Source organism: Sorangium sp. KYC3313 (assembly GCF_052075895.1).
Classification (GTDB): Bacteria; Myxococcota_A; Polyangia; order Polyangiales; family Polyangiaceae; genus Sorangium; species Sorangium cellulosum_B.
Window position 1 is genome coordinate 948,798 of the sequence record NZ_CP197255.1, and the last position, 19,726, is coordinate 968,523.

The 19,726-nt window shown below is 72.7% G+C and carries 13 protein-coding genes; 3 read left to right on the top strand and 10 right to left on the bottom strand.

Going from position 1 to position 19,726, the window contains the following annotated elements; all coding sequences use genetic code 11:
- Positions 1-10 precede the first annotated feature (10 nt).
- The 8 genes from ACSRUE_RS03760 to ACSRUE_RS03795 form a co-directional block, all read right to left on the bottom strand.
- Positions 11-1,210 (bottom strand): CgeB family protein, encoded by a 1,200-nt coding sequence (locus ACSRUE_RS03760; protein ID WP_441289813.1) that lies wholly within the window; start codon positions 1,208-1,210, stop codon positions 11-13.
- Positions 1,201-2,391, bottom strand: a complete 1,191-nt coding sequence (locus tag ACSRUE_RS03765) for a glycosyltransferase family 4 protein (RefSeq protein ID WP_441289814.1) — start codon at positions 2,389-2,391, stop codon at positions 1,201-1,203. Before ACSRUE_RS03765 ends, ACSRUE_RS03760 begins: the two co-directional genes overlap by 10 nt.
- Positions 2,378-3,670 carry a TIGR04295 family B12-binding domain-containing radical SAM protein gene (locus tag ACSRUE_RS03770; protein ID WP_441289815.1) on the bottom strand — a complete coding sequence of 431 codons (1,293 nt, stop codon included), beginning with the start codon at positions 3,668-3,670 and terminating at the stop codon, positions 2,378-2,380. Before ACSRUE_RS03770 ends, ACSRUE_RS03765 begins: the two co-directional genes overlap by 14 nt.
- The gene (locus ACSRUE_RS03775) at positions 3,667-4,755 is read right to left on the bottom strand and encodes an SDR family NAD(P)-dependent oxidoreductase (RefSeq protein ID WP_441289816.1); all 1,089 of its coding nucleotides are present in this window, start codon (positions 4,753-4,755) and stop codon (positions 3,667-3,669) included. The genes ACSRUE_RS03770 and ACSRUE_RS03775 overlap by 4 nt, the downstream gene beginning before the upstream one ends.
- Before the next feature lie 647 nt (positions 4,756-5,402).
- Complete coding sequence (locus ACSRUE_RS03780; RefSeq protein ID WP_441289817.1) at positions 5,403-6,755, bottom strand: hypothetical protein; 1,353 nt, start codon at positions 6,753-6,755, stop codon at positions 5,403-5,405.
- A gap of 302 nt (positions 6,756-7,057) precedes the next feature.
- On the bottom strand, positions 7,058-8,158 hold the full coding sequence (locus ACSRUE_RS03785; protein ID WP_441289818.1) for a hypothetical protein: 1,101 nt from the start codon (positions 8,156-8,158) through the stop codon (positions 7,058-7,060).
- A gap of 43 nt (positions 8,159-8,201) precedes the next feature.
- On the bottom strand, positions 8,202-10,547 hold the full coding sequence (locus ACSRUE_RS03790) for a substrate-binding domain-containing protein (protein WP_441289819.1): 2,346 nt from the start codon (positions 10,545-10,547) through the stop codon (positions 8,202-8,204).
- 124 nt (positions 10,548-10,671) lie between these two features.
- Positions 10,672-12,906, bottom strand: a complete 2,235-nt coding sequence (locus tag ACSRUE_RS03795; RefSeq protein ID WP_441289820.1) for a substrate-binding domain-containing protein — start codon at positions 12,904-12,906, stop codon at positions 10,672-10,674.
- A gap of 256 nt (positions 12,907-13,162) precedes the next feature.
- Between ACSRUE_RS03795 and ACSRUE_RS03800 the strand changes: the two genes are divergently transcribed.
- Positions 13,163-14,356, top strand: a complete 1,194-nt coding sequence (locus ACSRUE_RS03800) for a hypothetical protein (RefSeq protein ID WP_441289821.1) — start codon at positions 13,163-13,165, stop codon at positions 14,354-14,356.
- A gap of 397 nt (positions 14,357-14,753) precedes the next feature.
- Here the strand turns inward: ACSRUE_RS03800 and ACSRUE_RS03805 are convergent, their stop codons facing one another.
- Entirely contained in the window at positions 14,754-16,250 is a 1,497-nt protein-coding gene (locus ACSRUE_RS03805) for a hypothetical protein (protein WP_441289822.1), read from the bottom strand.
- A gap of 300 nt (positions 16,251-16,550) precedes the next feature.
- On the bottom strand, positions 16,551-16,964 hold the full coding sequence (locus ACSRUE_RS03810) for a leucine-rich repeat domain-containing protein (RefSeq protein ID WP_441289823.1): 414 nt from the start codon (positions 16,962-16,964) through the stop codon (positions 16,551-16,553).
- Positions 16,965-17,321: 357 nt separating this feature from the next.
- Here ACSRUE_RS03810 and ACSRUE_RS03815 point away from each other — a divergent pair, with 357 nt between their 5' ends.
- Both ACSRUE_RS03815 and ACSRUE_RS03820 read left to right on the top strand, forming a co-directional pair.
- Complete coding sequence (locus ACSRUE_RS03815; protein ID WP_441289824.1) at positions 17,322-18,374, top strand: alpha/beta hydrolase family esterase; 1,053 nt, start codon at positions 17,322-17,324, stop codon at positions 18,372-18,374.
- A 77-nt stretch (positions 18,375-18,451) separates the two neighbouring features.
- A complete protein-coding gene (locus ACSRUE_RS03820; protein WP_441289825.1) occupies positions 18,452-19,720 on the top strand; it encodes a DUF3237 domain-containing protein in 1,269 nt (422 codons plus the stop codon).
- Positions 19,721-19,726: the final 6 nt, after the last annotated feature.

Genomic DNA, 19,726 nt, shown 5'->3' on the forward strand with positions numbered 1-19,726 from the left:
GCGCAGCACCTCACGCGAGCGGGCTCCGGTAGCGGCCCGGGTCGCAGCGGCGAACGCCGGACGCAGGGCCGCTCCGCTCCACGTCGTCCTCCGCCGCCTCGCCGGGCCGGTAGCACGGCCGCAAGAGCAGCTCGTCGATCAGGTCGAGGAGCGTGTCCACGCGGTGCGCGCACGTGTGGCGCGCGAGCACCGTCCGGCGCCCGTGCTCGGCGACGCCGCGCGCGAACTCCGGGTCCGCGAGCAGCGCGCGGAGGTGCTCCGTCATCTCCGCGCCCGTGCGCGCGACGAGGTAGTCCCGGCCAGGCGAGAAGAGGCGCTCGACGTCGGTCCACGGCGCGCTCACGAGCGGGATCCCGCACGCGAGCGCCTCGAACGGCCGGATCGTGGGGATGCCGGGGAGCCACGCGGCATACGGCCGCCGCGGGACGTGCACCGTGATCCGGGCGCGCGCATAGGCGTCCGGGACGCGGTGGTTGGGGAGCCAGCCGGCGTACTCGATGCCGGCGTCCGCGAGCGCCGAGAGCGCGCGATCGGGGTAACGCACGCCGTGGACCCGCGCGCGGAGCCCGAGCGCCCTCACGGGCTCGACGAGGAACTCGTGGAGCTCCGCCGTCCGCTCGCCGTCGCCCCAGTTGCCAATCCAGACGAGATCGCGCTCCTTCTCGACCTCGGGCAGCGGCCGGAACAGGCGCGCGTCCGCGGCCTCGTGCCACACCACCGCGCGCCGCGCGACGCCGCGGCTCAGGTAGAGATCGCAAACGCTCTTTCCAAAGCCGAGCACGCAGTCGTACCCCGAGAGATCGCGCCGCACGATCGCGGCCGGATCGGTGATGAGCCCGTGGTGCGTGTCGTGGAAGAAGAGGCGATAACGATCCGTGCGCGCGCGGTGCTCGCCGAGCCGCCGCACGAGCTCCGGGTCGCTCCGCTCGTGGACGAGCACGACGTCGACCCCCGCGAGCGCGGCGTCGAGGTCCAGCGTGGAGAGCGCGTAACGGCGCGGGCGGAGGCGCGGATAGACGGCGGCGGCCTCGCGCAACGCGTCCGGGCCGTACGCGGCGACGAGGCCCAGGGCGCTCCAGGCGTCCTCGGGCTCGAAGGCGAGCACGTCGTGGCCGCGCGCGTCGAGCTCGGCCGCGATCCCGCGGAGGAAGTGCGCGTCCGCGTGATCCCAGTCGGAGAGCAAGGAGTGGCAGAAGAGGGCTATTCGCATGGTGTCCCGCAGGGTGAAGGCGACGAAGGAGGGCAGACCCGCCGGGGGGCCGGCGGGCGGGCGGCGAGCGCGAGGGCGTAGACGTCGAGGTAGCGGCGGGCCATGGCGCGCGGGCTGAAGCGCACAGCGCGCCGGCGGGCGAGCGCGCCGAGCGCCTCGCGGCGCGCGACGTCCCGGATGAGGTGGTCGAGCGCGGCGTGGAGCGCGCGCGGATCGTCCGCGGGGACGTAGAGGGCGGCGTCGCGCCAGACCTCGCGCAGGCTCGGCAGATCGCCGAGCACGAGCGCGCAGCCGGAGAGGGCGGCCTCCAGGGTGGCCATGCCGAACGGCGCGTACCGCGCCGGCGAGGCGTAGATCGCGGCGCGCGACATCCACCACGTGAGCTCCGGCTCCTCGACCCACCCGAGCGAGCAGAGGCTCTCCCCGGCGCGGCGGCCGACGCCGCCCGCCGCGACGTCGCTCCCGGCCACGAGCACGGGCCACGCGAGGCGGGGCGCGACCTTCTCGAGGGCCGCGAGGTTCTTGGCCTCGTCCCAGAGCCGGCCGGCCGCGAAGACGAACGGCTCCTTCGGCGCCGGCGCGAACCGCCTGCGGTCCCGCGCGTGCGGGATGACATGGCCGCGGCCCAGGCCGAGCGCGCCATACTCGCCCGCGAGGGCGCTCAGCATCGCCGCGCTCGGCGCGACCACCGCGTCCGCGGCCCGGAGCCCCTCGGCGACCCGCGCGCGGTAGCGCTCGTAGCGGACCGGCGCGGGCCGGCGGTGCACCGCGCGCCACCACGACAGCACGCAGGAGTGCGCCACGACGACGCGGGGCGCCCGGAACGGCAGGGCCGCGTGGCAGTAGGCGTTCAGGTGGACGAGGTCCGGCCGCACCCGCTCCTCGAGGTCGAGCAGCCAGTCGCCGGCGGCCGCGACGTCGTCCCACGGGTCATCCATCCACTCGAGCCGGTAGGCGCTCTCGACGAGCTCGAGGCCCGGTATCGCGGCGGCCGCCGCGCGCGCCGCGGGCGACAGGGGCCCGCCCATGATCGCGAGCGCCGTGGCCACGCCGGCACGGGAGAGCGCGCCTGCGAGCTCGAGCGCGACCGTCCACACGCCGCCCTGCGTGTCGGCCGTCATCAGCACCCGGCCGGGCCGCGGCGCCGCGGCGCCCGGGGATCGGCGGTCAACGCGCGCCATGCTCGAGCTCCGTGAGCGGCAGCGGCCGGCTGTCCGGCAGATCCCCGAACGTCCGGTGCTCGGCGATGTAATGGGCGTGCGCCCGCTCCCAGGCGCCGTCGTCCGGCGCCCCCCACCGCCGGGTGTACGCGGGCGAGCCAGGGTACGGGAACGCCGGGACAGGCTCGTTGGCCCACACGCCGAGCCCGAGGAGGCGCTGCCGCCACGACGCCGCCTCGGCCGGATCGCCGGGGCCCGCGTCGCTCAGGTTGGCCTGCACGAAGGGCACGCTGCGCCGGGCGTGGACGAGCAGCGCGGTGAGCTCCTCGGTCGAGGCGCTGCACCGCCTGGCGAGCGCGTCCATCCCCTCGATCGACGGGCGCTCGACGCTGGCCTCGATCGAGACGCAGCCCGCGCGGCCGAGGAGATCGAGCATCTCGCGCGACCAGCTGTCGATCCTGAGCTGGACGCCGAACACCACGTCCCGCGCCCAGAGCTCCTCGAGCAGGGCCCGGTCGGGCAGGAAGCGCTCGTCGATGAAATAGATGTGGCGCACGCCCTCGGCGAGGAGCGCGTCGAGCTCGTCGAGCACCGTCGCGAGCGGGCGCTTCCGGAGCCTGTCGCGCGCGCCGTCCCTGGCGCAGGTGGCGCAGCGGCAGGGGCTGCCGCGCGAGGTCTCCATCTCGGCGCTCGGCCCCTCGGGCACGGCGTCGAAGCGGTGGTGGTGGTGGACGTGCCGCGCGATCGTCGCGCCGTCCCACCGCAGGGCCGGCAGCGTCCTCAGGCAGGCGGCGTAAGGGCCTCCTTGCACGTGGTCGATGCCGTTCCTGCGGTAGGCGATCGACGGGATCTGCCAGAAGCGCGACTCGGTCGCGCCGGCGAGCATGACGAGGATCTCCTCGCACTCGCCGAGGACGACGACGTCCACGCCGAGCTTGCGGAGCGCCGCGCGCGGGGTCGCGGAGCCGTGAGGCCCGACGGCGACGAGGAGGCCGCCGTGGCCCCGCAGCGCGGCGACCGCCGCCATGGGCACGCGCAGCTCGGGCGGGGGGCTGCGCCAGGCGAGGTAGCTCGGCGCCGTGGCGATCACCGTCATGGCCGGGCGGAGCGCCGCGACCTCGTCGCGCAGCGCGATGAGGTCGATCCCGCGCGCCTGGGCGTCGATGAGGGCGGCCTCGTGGCCCGCGCGCTCGAGCAGCGCCCTGGCGTACCCGAGCTCGATCGGCAGGTGCGGCTCGCGGCAGCCGAGGTAGACGCTGCCGTGGAAGGTCCAGGGCGGGTTGACCAGCGCGACCTTCACGAGGCGGCCTCCAGCCGGTCCATCCGGACCGACGAGGGGATGTCGGCGTAGACGGCCCCGAGGCGCGCCTCGACGCCGAGGCGCCATTGATAGAGCGCGCGCAGCCCGTCGCGCAGGGCGACCCGCGGCGCCCAGCCGGTGAGCGCCTGGAAGGCGCGGCAGTCGGAGACGTAATACCGCGGATCGCCCCGCCTCCACGCGGCGAGCGAGACGACCGGGCGGCGCCCGTCGAGCTCCTCGAGCAGATCGAGCAGCTCGACGAGGCTCACCGCCGTGCCCGGGCCGCCCCCGATGTTGAAGGCGCGGCCCGAGGCGGGCTTGAGCGCGCGCCGCGCGCGCAGGAGGGCGTCGACGAGGTCCTCGATGAACAGCGCGTCGCGGACCTGCAGCCCGTCGCCGTAGAGGGTGATCGGGTCGCGGCGGATGGCGCGCGCGACGAAGTGGGCGATCCACCCCTGGTCCTCGTTGCCGAACTGCGGGGGGCCGTAGACGCAGCCCACCCGGAGCACCACGGCGTGGAGGCCGAAGGTGCGGGCGTAATCGAGGACGTACTGGTCGGCGGCGCCCCGCGAGCACCCGTAGGGGCCCCGGAGATCGAGCGGCTGACTCTCGGAGATGCCGTGCTCGCGCGCGCTCTCGCACAGGGGTCGATACCGCTCCTCGCCGCGCTCGATCGGCAGATCGGGCAGCGCGCCATAGACCTTGCTGGTGGAGGCGAAGAGGAGCGGCGGAGGGCGGTCGAGCCTCCGGAGCGCCTCGAGCACGTTCAGCGTGCCGCGCGCGTTCACCTCGAAGTCGAGCGCCGGGTCGGCGACGCTCCTCGCGATGGCGACCTGCGCGGCGAGGTGGAAGACGAACGAGGCGCGCCGCACGGCGTCGCTCACGGCCTGCTCGTCCCGGACGTCGCACACCCGGACCTCCACGCCGGCGCCGTGACGCCCCTTGAGGCGCTCGACGTTGCGCTCGACGAACCCGCGCGAGAGGTTGTCGAGGACGAGGACCGGCTCCCCCTTTCGAAGCAGCTCGTCGGCCAGGTGAGAGCCGATGAACCCGGCTCCCCCCGTGATCAGGACATGGTCAGGCATAGGATGCTCCGTTCCGGTCTGGACGAGCAGCGGGCGAGCGGGTGATGAGAGAGAGCGCCTCGCGAGCGGAGGGCGCACGACGGCGCAGCGCGGCAGGCAGACCGAACGCCCGCCCGCCGCGCGATGTCCCCCCGGCTCCGCGCCTCGCTGCGCGGGAGTCCCAGAGGAGACACCGATTAACATGCGATCTGGAGAGCCGCAATCGTTCGAAGGAGCTTTGTTTGACGATCGCTATCGCGCCTTCCGCGCCTCCTGGAGAGGGTACGGCGCCGCCGGATGGCGGCGGAGACTCGATGTGTCGCAAAGGGGGTTTGTGGCGAGGAGCGCCGCGCGGACAGGCGATGAGAGCGGCCGGGGACGGGGGTGAGAAGGGAGGGGCGCGCTCGGCGCGGGGCGGAAACGGAGGCGAAGGAGGCGAAGACGGAGGTCTGGAGCTCCTCCTCGAATTTTTCGGAGAAATTCACAGGGAGGCGGGGAGACGGGGAGTGAAATCCCACCAATCTCACCGTCCCCCGCCGCCCTGCTCAATTTCCCGCCCAAATGAGGGGATCTGTCAGGCGGGACATGCGAGGCGGCGCGACGATGGCGCGCGGGAGGGGCTCGGCTTGCAGGGACGAGGGCGGCGCGGGAGCGAGCCCTGGGGAGGCTCAGCTCGCGGTGGGCTGGCCCGTCAGACGCAGGTAGATGAACGCAAGCCCGATGGCGGCGACCGGCGCGGCCACGAGCGTGCCGAGGCAGCAGGCGAGCACGCCCGCCAGCACGAGCGCGCAGGCGAGCAGGGCATAGACGAGGATGCCCCCCTTGTGGCCGGTCGTGATTCGCCAGCTCTCCTTCATGGCGTCGATGGCGCCCAGGTTCTTATCGACGATGCACAGCGTCGTCATGCTCAGGCCGAGCGCGACGATGACGCCGGGGACGATCAAGAGGAGCATGCCGGCGCCGACAGCGAGACCGGTCAGGAGCTGGGCGCCCAGGATGGACAGGAACCACCGCCCGCCGCCAAGGACGTCGCTGAACGAGTACGGCTCGCCGCGCGCGACCTTCAGCAGGAGGTTGTTCATGCCTCCGGCGAAGTAGGCGCCGACCACGAGCGCGACGGCCTGCATCAGGAACTGGATGGCCGCCCCCGCGGAGGGCGCGTCCTTCGCGAGCGCCGCCTGGATGCCTCCGCCGATGCCGTTGGGGACGCTCGACGCGAGCCCGACGACGACCATGGCGCCGATGAGGACAGCCGGGTCGCGCTTCAGGCGCTCCCAGCCGAAGGACGCCGCATCTCCCGCTCCCCACGGCGCCGCGACGCCCGTGCCCGGGGGTGAGCCGTAGCCCCCGCCGCCGCCCGGGGGCTGGTAGGGGTTGGCCCCACCCCAGCCGGCGCCGCCACCCGGAGGCGGGCCGTAGCCGCCGCCGCCCGGAGGCGGGCCCCAGCCGCCGCCTCCTCCCGGGGGCGGGCCGTAGCCGCCGCCGCCGCCCGGAGGCTGGCCCCAGCCACCACCGCCCGGCGGCTGCCCCGGCGGCTGGCCGTAACCGCCGCCCGGAGGCTGCCCCGGAGGCTGGCCGTAGCTGCCGCCCGGAGGCTGGCCGTAACTGCCGCCCGGAGGCTGCCCCGGAGGCTGGCCGTAGCTGCCGCCCGGAGGCTGCCCCGGAGGCTGGCCGTAACCGCCGCCCGGAGGCTGCCCCGGAGGCTGGCCGTAGCTGCCGCCCGGAGGCTGCCCCGGAGGCTGGCCGTAGCTGCCGCCCGGAGGCTGGCCGTAACCACCGCCCGGAGGCTGGCCCGGCGGCTGGCCGTAACCACCACCCGGAGGCTGGCCGTAGCCGCCGCCCGGCGGCTGGCCCGGAGGCTGGCCGTAACCACCGCCCGGAGGCTGACCGGGGCCAGCGCCCCCGGGTGGCTGTCCGTAGCCACCCCCCGGCGGCGGGCCGTAGCCGCCGCCCGGCGGTTGCCCGTAACCACCACCGCCCTGACCGCCCCCTGATCCCCCGCCCCAGCCACCTTGGCTCATCTTGTCTCCACTGGGTGTGAATACCGACTACCCCCAACCAACTACCCCCCACTATACGTGGAGGGCGCCGGCGCGGAACAACTAACTTCCGGCGCGCGGCGCCCCCGTACGCGCCCGCACCGCGCCGCCGCGCGACACGCGCCACGCGCCACGCGCCACGCAGAAGAGCGACGGCCGAACGCCGCGCGGGCTCAGCGATTGCGGACAGCGCAGCAATCGCGGAGCCCGCGCGGAATGCGGCGATCGACAGCGATTGAGCGCTCGACGTCCATTGCTGGACGCGGGCGCGAAATGCGCGCAGATCACCTCGGCGGCGGGCCGCTCAGGCACAGGCCGGCGATGCTGCTCGTGAACGACGTCCCCTCCTCGCGCCGGACCTCGACGGAGTTGCCCGTGAGCGGCGACGAGAACACCCCCTGAACGACGCCTGCCCCCTGCTTCGCCGTCACGGAGCGGCCGACGAGGGACGCGGGCGACACGGCCTCGATCGGCGCTCCCGGCGCGATCGCCTGCTCCTCGGGCAGCTCCGCGCGCCGGAACCCGCCGAACCGCACCGCCGTGCCGCCGCCCTTTCCCGGCATGATCTTTCCGATGCACTGCCCGAGCGGCGTGCCGACGACCGCGTACGTCACGGCGGCGTCCACCGGCGATCGCCTCGATTCGCCCACCAGGGTGACGGCGACGGCGAGGACGAACGAGGCGACCGGGACCGCGAGCGCGGTCGCCACGACGACCGCGGCGGCGCCGGACGTCGCCCGGCCGAACGAGGCGAGCTCGGCGCTCACGGCCTGCTCGAACGACCGCAGGATCACGACCTGGCGCGCGCGCACCCGCTCGAGGACGGGCGCGGCGACCAGGTTGTCGGCGGCGCAGAAGCCGCACCGCGCGATCGCGCCGTCACCCGCGCCGAGCGGCGCGCCGCACACGTGGCACGCCGCCGGCTCGCCCGGGGCCGCCGGCGGGCGCGCGGCGCACGCCTCCTCGAGCCGCCGCTGCCTGCTGCGCATGACCGCGAGCACGGCCGCGCCCGTCCCGACGGTGCCGAGCCACGCCGCCACCACCATGCCGCCGGTGATCACGTTCCCCTCGGTGTCGGGGCTGACCCAGACCCCCAGCACGATGAGCGCGCCGAGCAGGGTGATCGGCACCGACGCGAGCGCGAACACGACAAGCAGCCGCGCGTGCCGCCGGGACGCCGTGATCAGCCTCCGCCGCAGCGCCTCCGAGAGCTGGCGGCGGCGCACGTCGGTCTGGAAGACCACGTGCGCCGCGGCGCGCAGGCCCTGCGCCGCCTCCCCGGGCAGCGGGCCGCGGTAGTGGCACGCCGCGCAGGCCATCCGATCCGGGCTGGCGAGGGACACAGGCGCGGGTCGCCCGCAGCGCGGGCAATGCACGGCGAGCATGGACCGATTCTACGCCAGCCGCGTCTCGGCAGGTCAAGGCGGCTCACCGCGCCCCACGCCTCGCCTTGCGCGCGCGCCGCCCCGCCGGCGCGAGCTCGCGGAGCGCCGCCGACAGCGAGGAGAACGTGCTCAGGACGCCGAGGTCGACGCCGACGAGGCTCATCGCGATCTCGGGGCGCACGCCGACCAGATAGACCCGCGCCCCGAGCAGCGCCGACGCGCGGCTGGTCATGCCGACCGTGTCGGCGACCCGGGCGTCCACGAACGGCACGCCCGTGAGATCGAGCAGCACGGAAGAGGCCCTGTGCCGGCTCACCCCCTCGGACACCTTCTCGAGCACCTGCCTGGCGCGGCCGCCGTCGATCATCCCGATCAGCGGCACGAGCAGCACGCCGGGCAGGAGCGGGATGAGCGGACAGCCCAGCTCGCGCACCGTCTCCGAGAGCGCGCGCTCGATCTCGTACGCCTTCTGCAGGTCGGCGTGCTGCGACGACAGCGAGTCCACCAGCGCGTCGCGCTCCAGGGCCGCACCGAGCAGCGTCCCCCAGATCGCGACCGTCCCCTCGTCTCCGGCCATGGCAACGAGGGTCGGGCCGACGAGCACCAGGATCCCCCAGTCGCGCCGGGCAGAGCGTATCGGCAAGAGCAGCACCATGTGGGTGCCGTCCTCGGCCGACGGCGGCAGCATCTCCGCCGGCGGAAACGCCTCCGGCCGACAGCGGCGGCCGATCGGCGGCGTCGGGCTGCCGTCGCGGCTGTAGGCGCCGGCGACGACGAGGCGGGAGCGCGCCTGCGGGTCATCCCACAGCGCGAGGCAGCCCCAGATCACCGTGGTCGTCTCGAGCCACGAGAGCGACCGCGTCGCCTGCTGGGTGCCGCCGAGCAGGGCGAAGCTCACATCGTAATTCGTCCTCGCGAGCACCCCGAGCTGGCGGACATACTGACTCTCGGCCTCGAGCCGGGCCCGCGTGATCGTGAGGCGCACGAGCTCCAGGAACGCTTCCACCCGCCGCCTGGCCGCGTCGTCCAGGGACGCGCCGCGCCGCTCGTGAAACTGGCCCAGCAGGCGGATCGCCGCCAGCAACGTCCCCACATCCATCGTGATGTCGACCGCCTGCCGGCAGGCGCCCCCGAGCTCGGCCGCCGAAGGCGGCGCGGTGCCCCGAAGCGCCGCGAAATAGCCGTCGATCAACGACGTGACCGCCGGCCATACCTCGGTCGGCGGGAGGTCGGGCGGGAGCGGCTGGGGCAGGAGCAGGAGCTCGACCAGCTGCCGGGCCAGGACGCCGGCGGCGTCCTCCTCGGGCACCGTGTCCTCCTTGTCGAGGAACTCCTGGACCGTGTTGCACCCGCACGAGCTCCGCACGGCGAGCGCGTTGGCCGTGCGCACGCCCTCGGCCGGGAAGGCCTCGCCGGCGATCATCGACGCGAGGAGATCGCACGCGGCGCTCCCCATCATCTCGAACCGCTGGCGCACCGTGGTCAGCGGCGGATCGGCGCTCTCCGCGTCCGCGATGTCGTCGAAGCCGATGATGGCGAGATCCTCGGGGATGCGGACGCCCGCCGCCCTCAGCGGGGGCATCATCCCGAGCGCGTTCTTGTCGGTCGCGAAGACCGCCGCCGTGCACCCAGGCAGCCGCGCGAGGAGCGCCGGCGCGGCGCCCTGGCCGCCGGTGTACCAGTTGTTGTCGCTCCGGATGACCAGATCGGGGTCGAAGGCGATGCCCGCCTCGGCGAGCGTGTCCTTGTAGGACGCGAAGCGCTCGCGCACGTCGTACGCGTCGAAGTAGCCGACGAACGCGATGCGCCGGTGCCCGTGCTCGATCAGGTGGCGCACCGCGCTCCGCATCCCGCCGTGGTTGTCCGGGATCACGGCTGGACAGGCGACGTCGGCGGCGCGCGTGCCGACGGTGATGAACGGGGCCCGGCCGCGCGCGAGCGCCTCGATGCCATGCAGCTCGATCAGGACGATCCACCCATCCACCTGCTCCCCGGCGAGCGACGGCGCGTGGACCTCGAACGGCGTACCGCGCAGCACCAGCGTGCGAAACCCGCGCTGCTGGGCCGAGTCATGGATGCCGAGCAGGACAGGGTTCCAGAACGAGCCGTCGAGAAAGGGGGAGATCACCCCGAGGGTGCGAAAGCGGGCCGCGGCGCCGGCGGCCGGGACATGGGGCGGCGGGGCGTCGGCGCAGCGCGCCGGAGGGAGAGAGGAGCGGTGCGCCGGAGGGAGAGAGGAGCGGCGCGCCGGAGGGAGAGAGGAGCGGCGCGTCGGAGGGAAAGAAGAGCCGGTGCCGCGCCCCGGGCCCGCCCCCTGCCCCGGTGCGCCGGAAAGCTCGCCCCACTGCTCCGGCACCACGATGCCGCTGTCCCGGCGCCCCTGACCCATCCTCGCGCTCCCTCCCGCCCTGCTCGCCCACGTCCGGCCGAGCCTCTCCACTTCCGTGGCCAGCGCCATCCTTAATCGATTTCGGGCGGGAGGTGAGGGAAGTAACAATGCCCTGGCGCGCCCATCACCTCGCCCTGTGTGCGCCCCCCGCCGCCGGCGCGAGCTCGAGGAGCGCCATCGCGAGCGAGGAGAACGTGGGCAGCTCGCCGAGCTCGACGTCGACGAGGCTCTCCGCGATCTCGGGGCGCACGCCGACCAGGTAGACCCGCGCGCCGAGCAGGGCCGCCGCGCGGCTGGTCATGCCCAGGAAATGGGCGACCTGGATGTCCACGCACGGAACGCCCGTGAGGTCGAGCAGCACGGACAGCGCCTCGTGCCGGCTCACCCCCTCGGCCACCTTCTCGAGCACCTGCTGGGCGCGGCCGTTGTCGAGCATCCCGATCAGCGGCACGAGCAGCACGCCGGAGAGGAGCGGGATGATCGGGCAGCCCAGCTCCCGCACCGTCCGCGACAGCGCGCGCTCGCTCGCGAACGCCTGCTGCAGGTCGGCGTGCCGCGCCGACAGCGACGCCAGCAGCGCGTCGCGCTCGAGGGCCGCCCCGAGCAGCGTCCCCCAGATCGCGACCGTGCCCTCGTCCCCGGTCATCGCGACGACGGCCGGGCCGATGAGCACGAGGATCCCCCAGTCGCGCTCCACGGAGCGTATCGGCAGGAGCAGCACCATGTACGTGCCGTCCGCGGCCGACGGCGGCAGCATCTCCGCCGGCGGGAACGCCTCCAGCCGATGGCGGCTCCCGTTCGGGGGGACCGGGCTGCCGTCGCGGCTGTAGGCGCCCACGACGACGAGGCCCGCGCGCTCCGCCGGGTCGTCCCATAACGCGAGGCAACCCCAGACCATCGTGGTCGTCTCGAGCCACGAGAGCGACCGGTACTCCTGCTGGGTGCCGCCGAGCAGGGCGAAGCTCACATCGTAGTTGGTCCTCGCGAGCACCCCGAGCTGGTGGACGGAGTGGGTCTCGGCGTCGAGCCGCGCCCGCGCGCTCGCGAGGCGCGCCTGCTCCACGAAGTCCTGGCCCCGCCGCCTGGCCGCGGCGTCCAGGGACATGCGGCGCCGCTCCGGGAGCTGATCCATCAGGCGGGCCGTCGACAGCAGGGCCCCCAGATCGGGCGTGATGGCGACGGCCTGGCGATAGGCTCGCTCGAGCTCGGCGGCCGGGGCGGGCGCGGTGCCCCGGAGCGCCGCGAAATACATGTCGACCACCCGCGTGACCGCCGGCCAGACCGCGGCCGGCGGGGTATCGAGCGGGAGCGGGCGCGGCAGGAGCAGCTGCTCGACCATCTGCCGGGCCAGGGTGTCGCCGGCGTCCTCCTCGGAGGCCGCGTCCTCCGTGTCGAGGAAGTTCTGGACCACATTGCAGCCACACGAGCTCCGCAGGACGAGCGCGTTGGCCGTGCGCACGCCCTCGGGCGGGAAGGGCTCGCCGACGATCATCGACGCGAGCAGCTCGCACGCCGCGCTCCCCATCATCTCGAACCGCTGGCGCACCGTGGTCAGCGGCGGGTCGGCGCTCTGCGCCTCCACCACGTCGTCGAAGCCGATGATCGCGAAATCCTCGGGGATACGGACGCCAGCCGCCTTCAGCTCGGACATCGTCCCGAGCGCGTTCTTGTCGGTCCCGAAGACCGCCGCCGTGCACGCGGGCAGCTGCGCGAGGAGCGCCGGCGCGGCGGCCCGGCCTCCGCTGTACATGTTGTTGTCGCAGGGGATGACCAGATCGGGGTCGAAGGGGATCCCGGCCTCGGCGAGCGTGCTGATGTAGGCGTCGCGGCGCTCGCGCACGTCGTACGCGGCGAAGTTGCCGACGAACGCGATGCGCCGGTGCCCGTGCTCGATCAGGTGGAGCACCGCGTTCCGGATGCCACCGTGGTTGTCCGGGACCACCGCGGGACACCGAAAGCCGGCGGGGCGGGCGCCGAGCGTGATGAACGGGACCCCCGCATCGGCGAGCGCCTCGAGGCCGCCGAACTCGATGATGACGAGCCACCCGTCCACCTGCTCTCTGGCGAGCGAGGGGGCCAGGACCTCGGATGGCGTGCCGCGCAGCACCAGCGTGCGGATCCCGCGCCGCTGGGCCGACTCATGGATGCCGAGCAGGACAGGGCCCCAGAACGCGCCGGAGAGAAACGGGGCGACGACGCCGAGGGTGGGAGGGCGGGCCGCCGCGTGCGCGCCCTCGCGCCGGCGCGGATCAGGGCCGGAGACGCCGGCCTTTCCCCTGGACTTCCACCTCGCGGCGCCAGGCAGCTCGCCCCACTGCTCCGGCAACGGTACTGCACTGCCCTGGCGACCCTGACCCATTCTCGACGGCCTCCTGCTCCACAACGTGACCGCCCTCCCCACGACCGCTGAGGACCGGCTACATCGTATACGCTGCGCCGCCGGCCCGGGCGAGAAGTCTCGTGTCCTGCCGTGGGATCCGGGGCGTGGCGTCAGACCGCGGACATGGCCGCCCCACACGCGGCGTGTGTGCCGGCGCGCTTCGACGCGCTCCGACGACCGGCGCGCCGCCGGCGCCTGGCGTCGCTGGCGGGCTGGCCGGTGGTATCGTCGAGCAATGCAATACCGCGACGAACGAGACGCGCTGCGGGGGCGTGTCGACAGCCTCGAGGAGCAGCTCGCGGCGGCCAGGAGAGAGCTCGAGGAGCACCGCGACGACGATCGGGCCGCGCGGGTCGAGCAGATCGAGCGCCAGATGGCGGAGGCCCGCCGCGTGCTCGACCAGCTCGGCCGGGAGCTCGCCGCGGTGCGCGGCCAGCCGAAGCGGTCGTCGGCGGTGCCGCTCCTGGTGACGATGGCGGGCGTGGGGCTCTGCGCGATGGTCGCGAGCTACCTGCTGGCGCGGCCCGCGCGCGAGACGATGGCGATCGTCCAGCAGCCGGCCGTGCCCCCGCCTGCCCCTCCCCTCCCGGAGCTGCCGGCGCCGGTCCCCGAGCCAGCGCAGGCGCCGCCGGAGCCGGCCGCGCCGGCGCGCGAGGCGCCGTCGCGGACCGCGACCGCGACCTGGAGGGCAACCGTCACGCGCGCCACGGGGCTCCCCCTCGCGGCCGGCGCGGCGTGCACCGTCGAGGCGGAGCTCGCGAGTTCGGGCGACGACATCCGCGTGCCCGCGCTCCGGGTCCTCTGCGGCGGCAAGCCGATCTACCGGTCGAGCGATCCGCTGAACGGCATGTCGATGTTCAGCGCCGGCGTGGAGGAGGACTCCGGCCCTCAGCCTGGCACGTATGCTTATGCCCTCTCGTACCAGGACAAGGGCTCGCGCGCCGGGGAGCGGGCCGAGGTCTCGCTCGACAGCATCCGCAAGGCCGGCGCCGTCTGGCGCGACTCGGTGCCCGCGTACCGCGTCGAGTTCACGCTGGCGTACCAGAGCCTGCCCGTCGCGGGGGAGCAGCTCCTCGACGCGACCCGGAGAGCGCTGCGCCGGTCCGCGCGCGTCACCGAGTCCACGGGACCGAGCCCGGTGAAGGCGGGCGCGAGGTGCGCGCTGCTCGTCTCGCCGCTCCCGCGGGGCGGCAAGTGCCTCACGCGCCTCGCGTGCGCCGGCCGAATGCTCTACGGCGCGGGCACGACCGGCGTCTCGGAGTGCACGGTGGAGGGCGACGAGGTCGTCCGCGTCCACGACGGGAACACGACCCCGAACGGCGGCGACCCGGCGTTCGAGCTCGACGCCGCGACGGGGCGCGTCACGGTCAAGGACGAGGTGGGCGGCGCCGCGTGGACCGTCGGCGTGCAGCTCGATCCGAGCGGCTAGACCAATTGACGCCCCGGCGTATCTTCGTGATGGGCGACCCGCAGGCGCCCACGGCCAAGGGAATGGCCGTGCTCGCGGCGCACGCTTTGCTCGGCGCGGACGGCCGGCTCTGGGCGCGGTCCGATGCGCTTGCGCGCCAACGTGGGCGGCTCGCCGATGCGAGCACCCCCGCGTACTCCACGGTGTGAACGCGCGGCGGTGGGACGCTGGTCACGGGGGGCTGTTCCGCGACAGTCGGGGCGTCCCGGGCAGCGCGGCTCACGTGGAGGGGGTGGGGCGCTGGTGCCGTGTTCCTGAGGCGGATGCGGGAGACGCGTGGGACACGCGTTCGGTGGAAGGAGCGGTGCCCCGCGTGGGGGGCTGCACGCCGACATCTCCGGGCCGGCAGCGCCGATCTTCAGGGAGTGAATTGGGCGAGGAAGATGTCTCCGGTCCCCGCATCGGTCAATGTCGTGCCACCGAAGTTCACCGACCCGAAGAACGCCCCCGTAACGACGGCGTTCCCGTTGCTGTCGATCTTGATGGACGAGCCGCCCTGCGAGTCCGCGTCGCCGTAGTTCGCGCTCCAGAGGTGGGTGCCACTGTCATCGAACTGCGCCACGAACACATCGCCGCTGCCTGCGCTGGTCAGCGTGCCGCCGCCGAAGTCCACCGCGCCCCCGATGTTGCCGGTGACGAAGACGTCCCCCGAGTCGTTGATCGACACTCCGCTGGCCGTGTCCCAGTCTGTGTCGCCGAATCCGTGGCTCCAGAGATGAGTGCCGCTGTTGTCGAACTGCGCCACGAAGATATCAGTGATCCCTGCGCTGGTCAGCGTACCGCCGCCGATGTCCATGTTGCCCCTGAAACTGCCGACAACGGCCACGTTCCCGAGGCTGTCGGTCGCCACGCCAAGGGCGTCCGCTTCGCCGGAGTTCCCGAACGTCGTGTCCCAGAGGTACGTCCCGGAGCTGTCGAACTCGGCCACGAAGGCGTCGGCCGTATCCGGCACGGAGACGAGAGGCGTCGGTCCACCGCCGAAGTCCATGCGGCCATAGTACCACCCTGAGATGACGATGTTGTCGCTGCCGTCGATCGCGACGGCGCGGCCCGTCCCGGTGCCAGGGACCAAGGGGACGCCGAAGAACCTCCCGAAGACGGGGTTCCCGGAACTGTCGAGCTTCGCCAGGAACACATCGTTGGAGACGGCGGTCCCGAAGTCGCTGCCGAACGCGAGGTTACCCCAGTAGTTCCCCGTGATGATCACGTTGTCCGAGGAGTCCACCGCGATCGCCATTCCCTCGGCGTAGTCGGACGACGACCCCCCGCCGAAGCCATAGCTCCACACGTGGTTGCCCGAAGCGTCGAACTGCGCGACGAAGATGTCGGCCGTGCCGGTGCAGGACACCGGCCCTCCGCCGAAGTCTGTGGTGCCGAACATGGTGCCCACGATGTTGACGTTGCCCGCGCTGTCCGTCGCGACGCCCATCAGGGTCACGCCCTCGAACATCTTGCTCCAGATATGGTTGCCGCTGTCATCGAGCTTCGCCAGCATGACCCCAAAGAACGTCGGGGTGAGCGCCCCACCGCCGAAGTCCACGCTCCCTTCCCCGCCCGCGGTGATGATGATGTTGTCGGACACATCCACGGCGACATCGCCGGAGTGCTGGTAGTTGATGTCGCCGTAGCGATTGCTCCACCCGTAGACCAGCGGCTGCTGGGAGGTGCCGACAGGCTCCGACGTGCGAGGCTCATCGCCATCGGGTAGCGCGCTGCAACCGGAGGTCAAACAAGCCATCGACGCCACGCTGAACATGACAGCCAACCACGATTTTCGCATGATAATACGATGCTCCTTGTCGCATGAAATCCGGCACATGACCGCCACACTGGCGTTGAGATCGACGCGATACACCCTTGCAGCAAACATAACACTGAACGCATGTATACGTGTCTATATTTGTATCATGGATCACACATATACATAATGTCAATAAATTTTAATTGCCGGATATCCGATAGGTCCGGCGGCGATCTTAAACACGCTCACGCACGACGGCCCCTTCGCCCTCGGTCACATACCCGGGCCTCCGAGCATTGCTCGCGATCTGGCCACGCACCGAGGCGTCCGCGAGCGCGCCCTGCGGGAGCTCCAGCCGGGAGAGCCTCGAGAGCGCGCTCAGATCCGCCGGCAGCTTCTCGAGCGGGTTGCCCGTCAGGTCGAGCCGCTCGAGCGCGAGGCGAGCTCGGAGATCTCGGCGGGCAGCGAGGTGAGCGCGTTGCCGTCGATGTAGAGCGCCTCGAGGCGCGAGAGCTTGCCTATCTCGCGCGGGACCGCGGTGATGCGGTGACCACGGACGTTGAGCTTCTTCAGGCGCGAGCAACTCCCGATCTCGGGCGGCAGGCCGGTGATCGAGCGGCCGCCCACGGTCAGGTGCGTGAGCCCGGGGATCCGGAAGACCTCGCGGGGGATCTCCTGGCCGGTGACGGAGATCTCGAGGTGCACGAGGTCCGGCAGGCGCGAGATCCCCGCGACGTCGGCGTCACCCGAGACCCCGGTGAGCTTGAGGCTCCGGATCCCCGAGGGGCTCCTCAGCGCCGCGCGCAGCGACTTCACGATGCCTGCCATCGGCCCCGAGGAGGGTACCGCAAACCGTGCCGCTGGAGATCGACCGCGCGGACGAAGTCGCTGCACGGAGGCACCTCGCCCCGTGGGGGAGGATCTCGTCCTGGACCGCACCGGTCGCGCGGTCGCGCGGACCTCGCCGCTTCGAGCTCGCCCCTAGCCCGCATCGTCCAGTCCGCCCATCCGGGCGTGACGTTTCGCGTTGCGGCATAGGCGAGTATGCCTATGCCTCAGGGGCGAGGCATAGGCGAGTATGCCTATGCCTCGGGCGTGAAGCATAGCGTACGACGTCGTCGCAGATCACCTGCATCGGGTGATGCGACGACGGACGGCGATCTTGGAATAGAGAGGCGGGGACGAATGAAAACGCTTCGCAATTTCGGCGCGATCGCTCCAGCGCTCGTTGCGCTCGCGGCGTTCGCGGCGCTGGGCTGCTCCGGCCAGGGAGAAGCGACGACCGAGGCATCCTCCGGCGGCAGCGCCGGAGGGCCCGCTGGGCCCGGATCCAGCGCCTCCGGCGCCACGGGCAGCACGTCGGCAACCGGTGGCTCGCCGGCGACCGGCGGCTCGTCGGGGGCGGTCAGCGGCGCCGGCGGCAGCGGCGGGCGCCCGGACTCGGGGGAGACTGGCGCGGGCGGCGGGGGCGCTGTCGGCTCCGGCTCGAGCGGCGCTGGAGGAGAGGCGCAGAGCGCGGGCTGCGGCAGCGCGACCGCGCCGAAGAGCGGCCGTTTCAGCGTCGATGTCGGGGGCGCGACGCGCGAGTACATCCTCGCCGTGCCGGACAACTACGATTCGAAGCACCCTTACCGGCTGATCTTCACCTGGCATCCCCGCGGCGGCTCGGCCGAGCAGGTCGCGACCGGGTTCGGCGGCGGCTACTACGGCCTCCAGAGCCGCGCCGACGGCTCGGCGATCTTCGTCTCGCCCGAGGGCCTCGAGCAGGGCTGGGCGAACACGGGGGGCCGCGACATCGCGTTCCTCCGCGCCATGCTCGACCGCTTCCGTGCCGAGCTCTGCATCGACGAGAGCAGGATCTTTTCGACGGGGTTCAGCTACGGCGGCATGATGTCCTACGCGATCGGCTGTGCGATGGGCGACGACTTCCGCGCCATCGCCTCCATGTCCGGCGCGCTGTACAGCGGCTGCGAGGACGGCGACCATCCCGTGGCCATGTGGGGCTCCCACGGCAAGAGCGACAACGTGGTTCCGCTCGAGAACGGGCAGAGCGCTCGCGATGTCTTCCTCGAGCGAAACCACTGCGGTCAGCAGACCACACCGGTCGAGTCGGGCCGCTGCGTCAGCTACGAGGGCTGCGACGCGGGCTATCCGGTCGTCTGGTGCGAGTTCGACGGGGGCCACGCCCTGCCGGACAAATCCGGCGAGTCGATCTGGAGCTTCTTCTCGCAGTTCTGAAGCGGGTATCGCTCGATAAAGCGCCACGCTTCAGAACGCATCGAATCCCAGCGTGGATTGAATGGATGGGTCCGGCCATGGTGATCAAAAATCTCCCAGCGAAGCTCTTGATAACCGGAATCCTGGGCATCTGCTCTGGAGGGTGTGGTTCGTCGACCGACGATACGAGCGGAGCGACGACGAGCGGCAGCTCCGGCGGCGCGACGTCGAGCGGTCCCGGCGGCGCGACCGGCACGGGCGGCGACGCCGGCACGGGCGGCGCGGGTAGCGGAACCACCGCGGGTAGCGGAGCCACGGGAACCGGCGGCGCTGAGGAGACGGGCAGCAGCAGCAGCGGCGGCGGCGCAGGCGGGGCGCCCGGCGCCGGCGGCGGCGACAACGGCAGCGAGGAGGCGACGATCGTCCCCGATCCGTCGTGGACCTGCGGGATGCCGGATGGCATTCCGCTCCCCACGCGCGGCGAGCTCGTCTTTCGGGCGACGCTCCAGCTCGGCGAGACCCACGATGTCGGGACCACCCAGTTCGGACACCGCCGCCTCCTCGACGTGAAGGGGGGCACGCTCACGGGCGACAAGATCCAGGCCACGTTCCTCACGGGCGGCATGGACCTCGAGCTCACGCTGTCGAACGGATCCGTCGAGCTCGAGGAGATCAACATCCTGAAGGCGAGCGACGGCAGCTCCATCTTGCTGCGGACCTGCGGCGTCGCCGCCGCCGGCGATGACGTCGTCCGGATCGTCCCGGACTTCGAGGTCGCCACCTCGAGCTCGCTCGCGTGGCTCAACACCGGGAAGTTCGCGGGCACCCGTGTCGTCGACGCCGCGGCGGGCACGATCCAGCTCGACGTCTACGACATCAGCAAGGTGGCCGCCGGAGAGCCGAAGATCCAGCTCAAGGATCCGGAGGGCGTCCCGAACCAATCGTGGGAGTGCTCGAAGGCGACCGGGGCGAGGGGCTCGAGCGTGTTCACCGAGTCCGTCGCGCTCGGCTCTTCGGTCTCTGTCGGCGCGAGCAAGCGCGGAACCCGCAACATCATTCCCATCACCGGGGGCACGGTCACCGGCGGAATGCTGCTGAGCGGCCTGTCGGGCTCGGTGCTCCCCGGAGGCGCGGATTACCAGCTCATCGGGTCGACCACGGTGCTGGACGCCCGGTACGCGCTGTCCTCGAAGGACGGCGAGGTCATCGTGGTGAGGAACTGCGGACCGTTCGGCGCGCTCATTCCTGTCTTCGAGACGCGCGCGGACGGCCCCTATGCGATCCTCAACACGAAGCAGTATGTGAGCTCCGACCCGGGTGGGGCGGCGGGCGGCGGGGTGAGCCTCACCTTCTACGAGCGCAAATAGAACAGA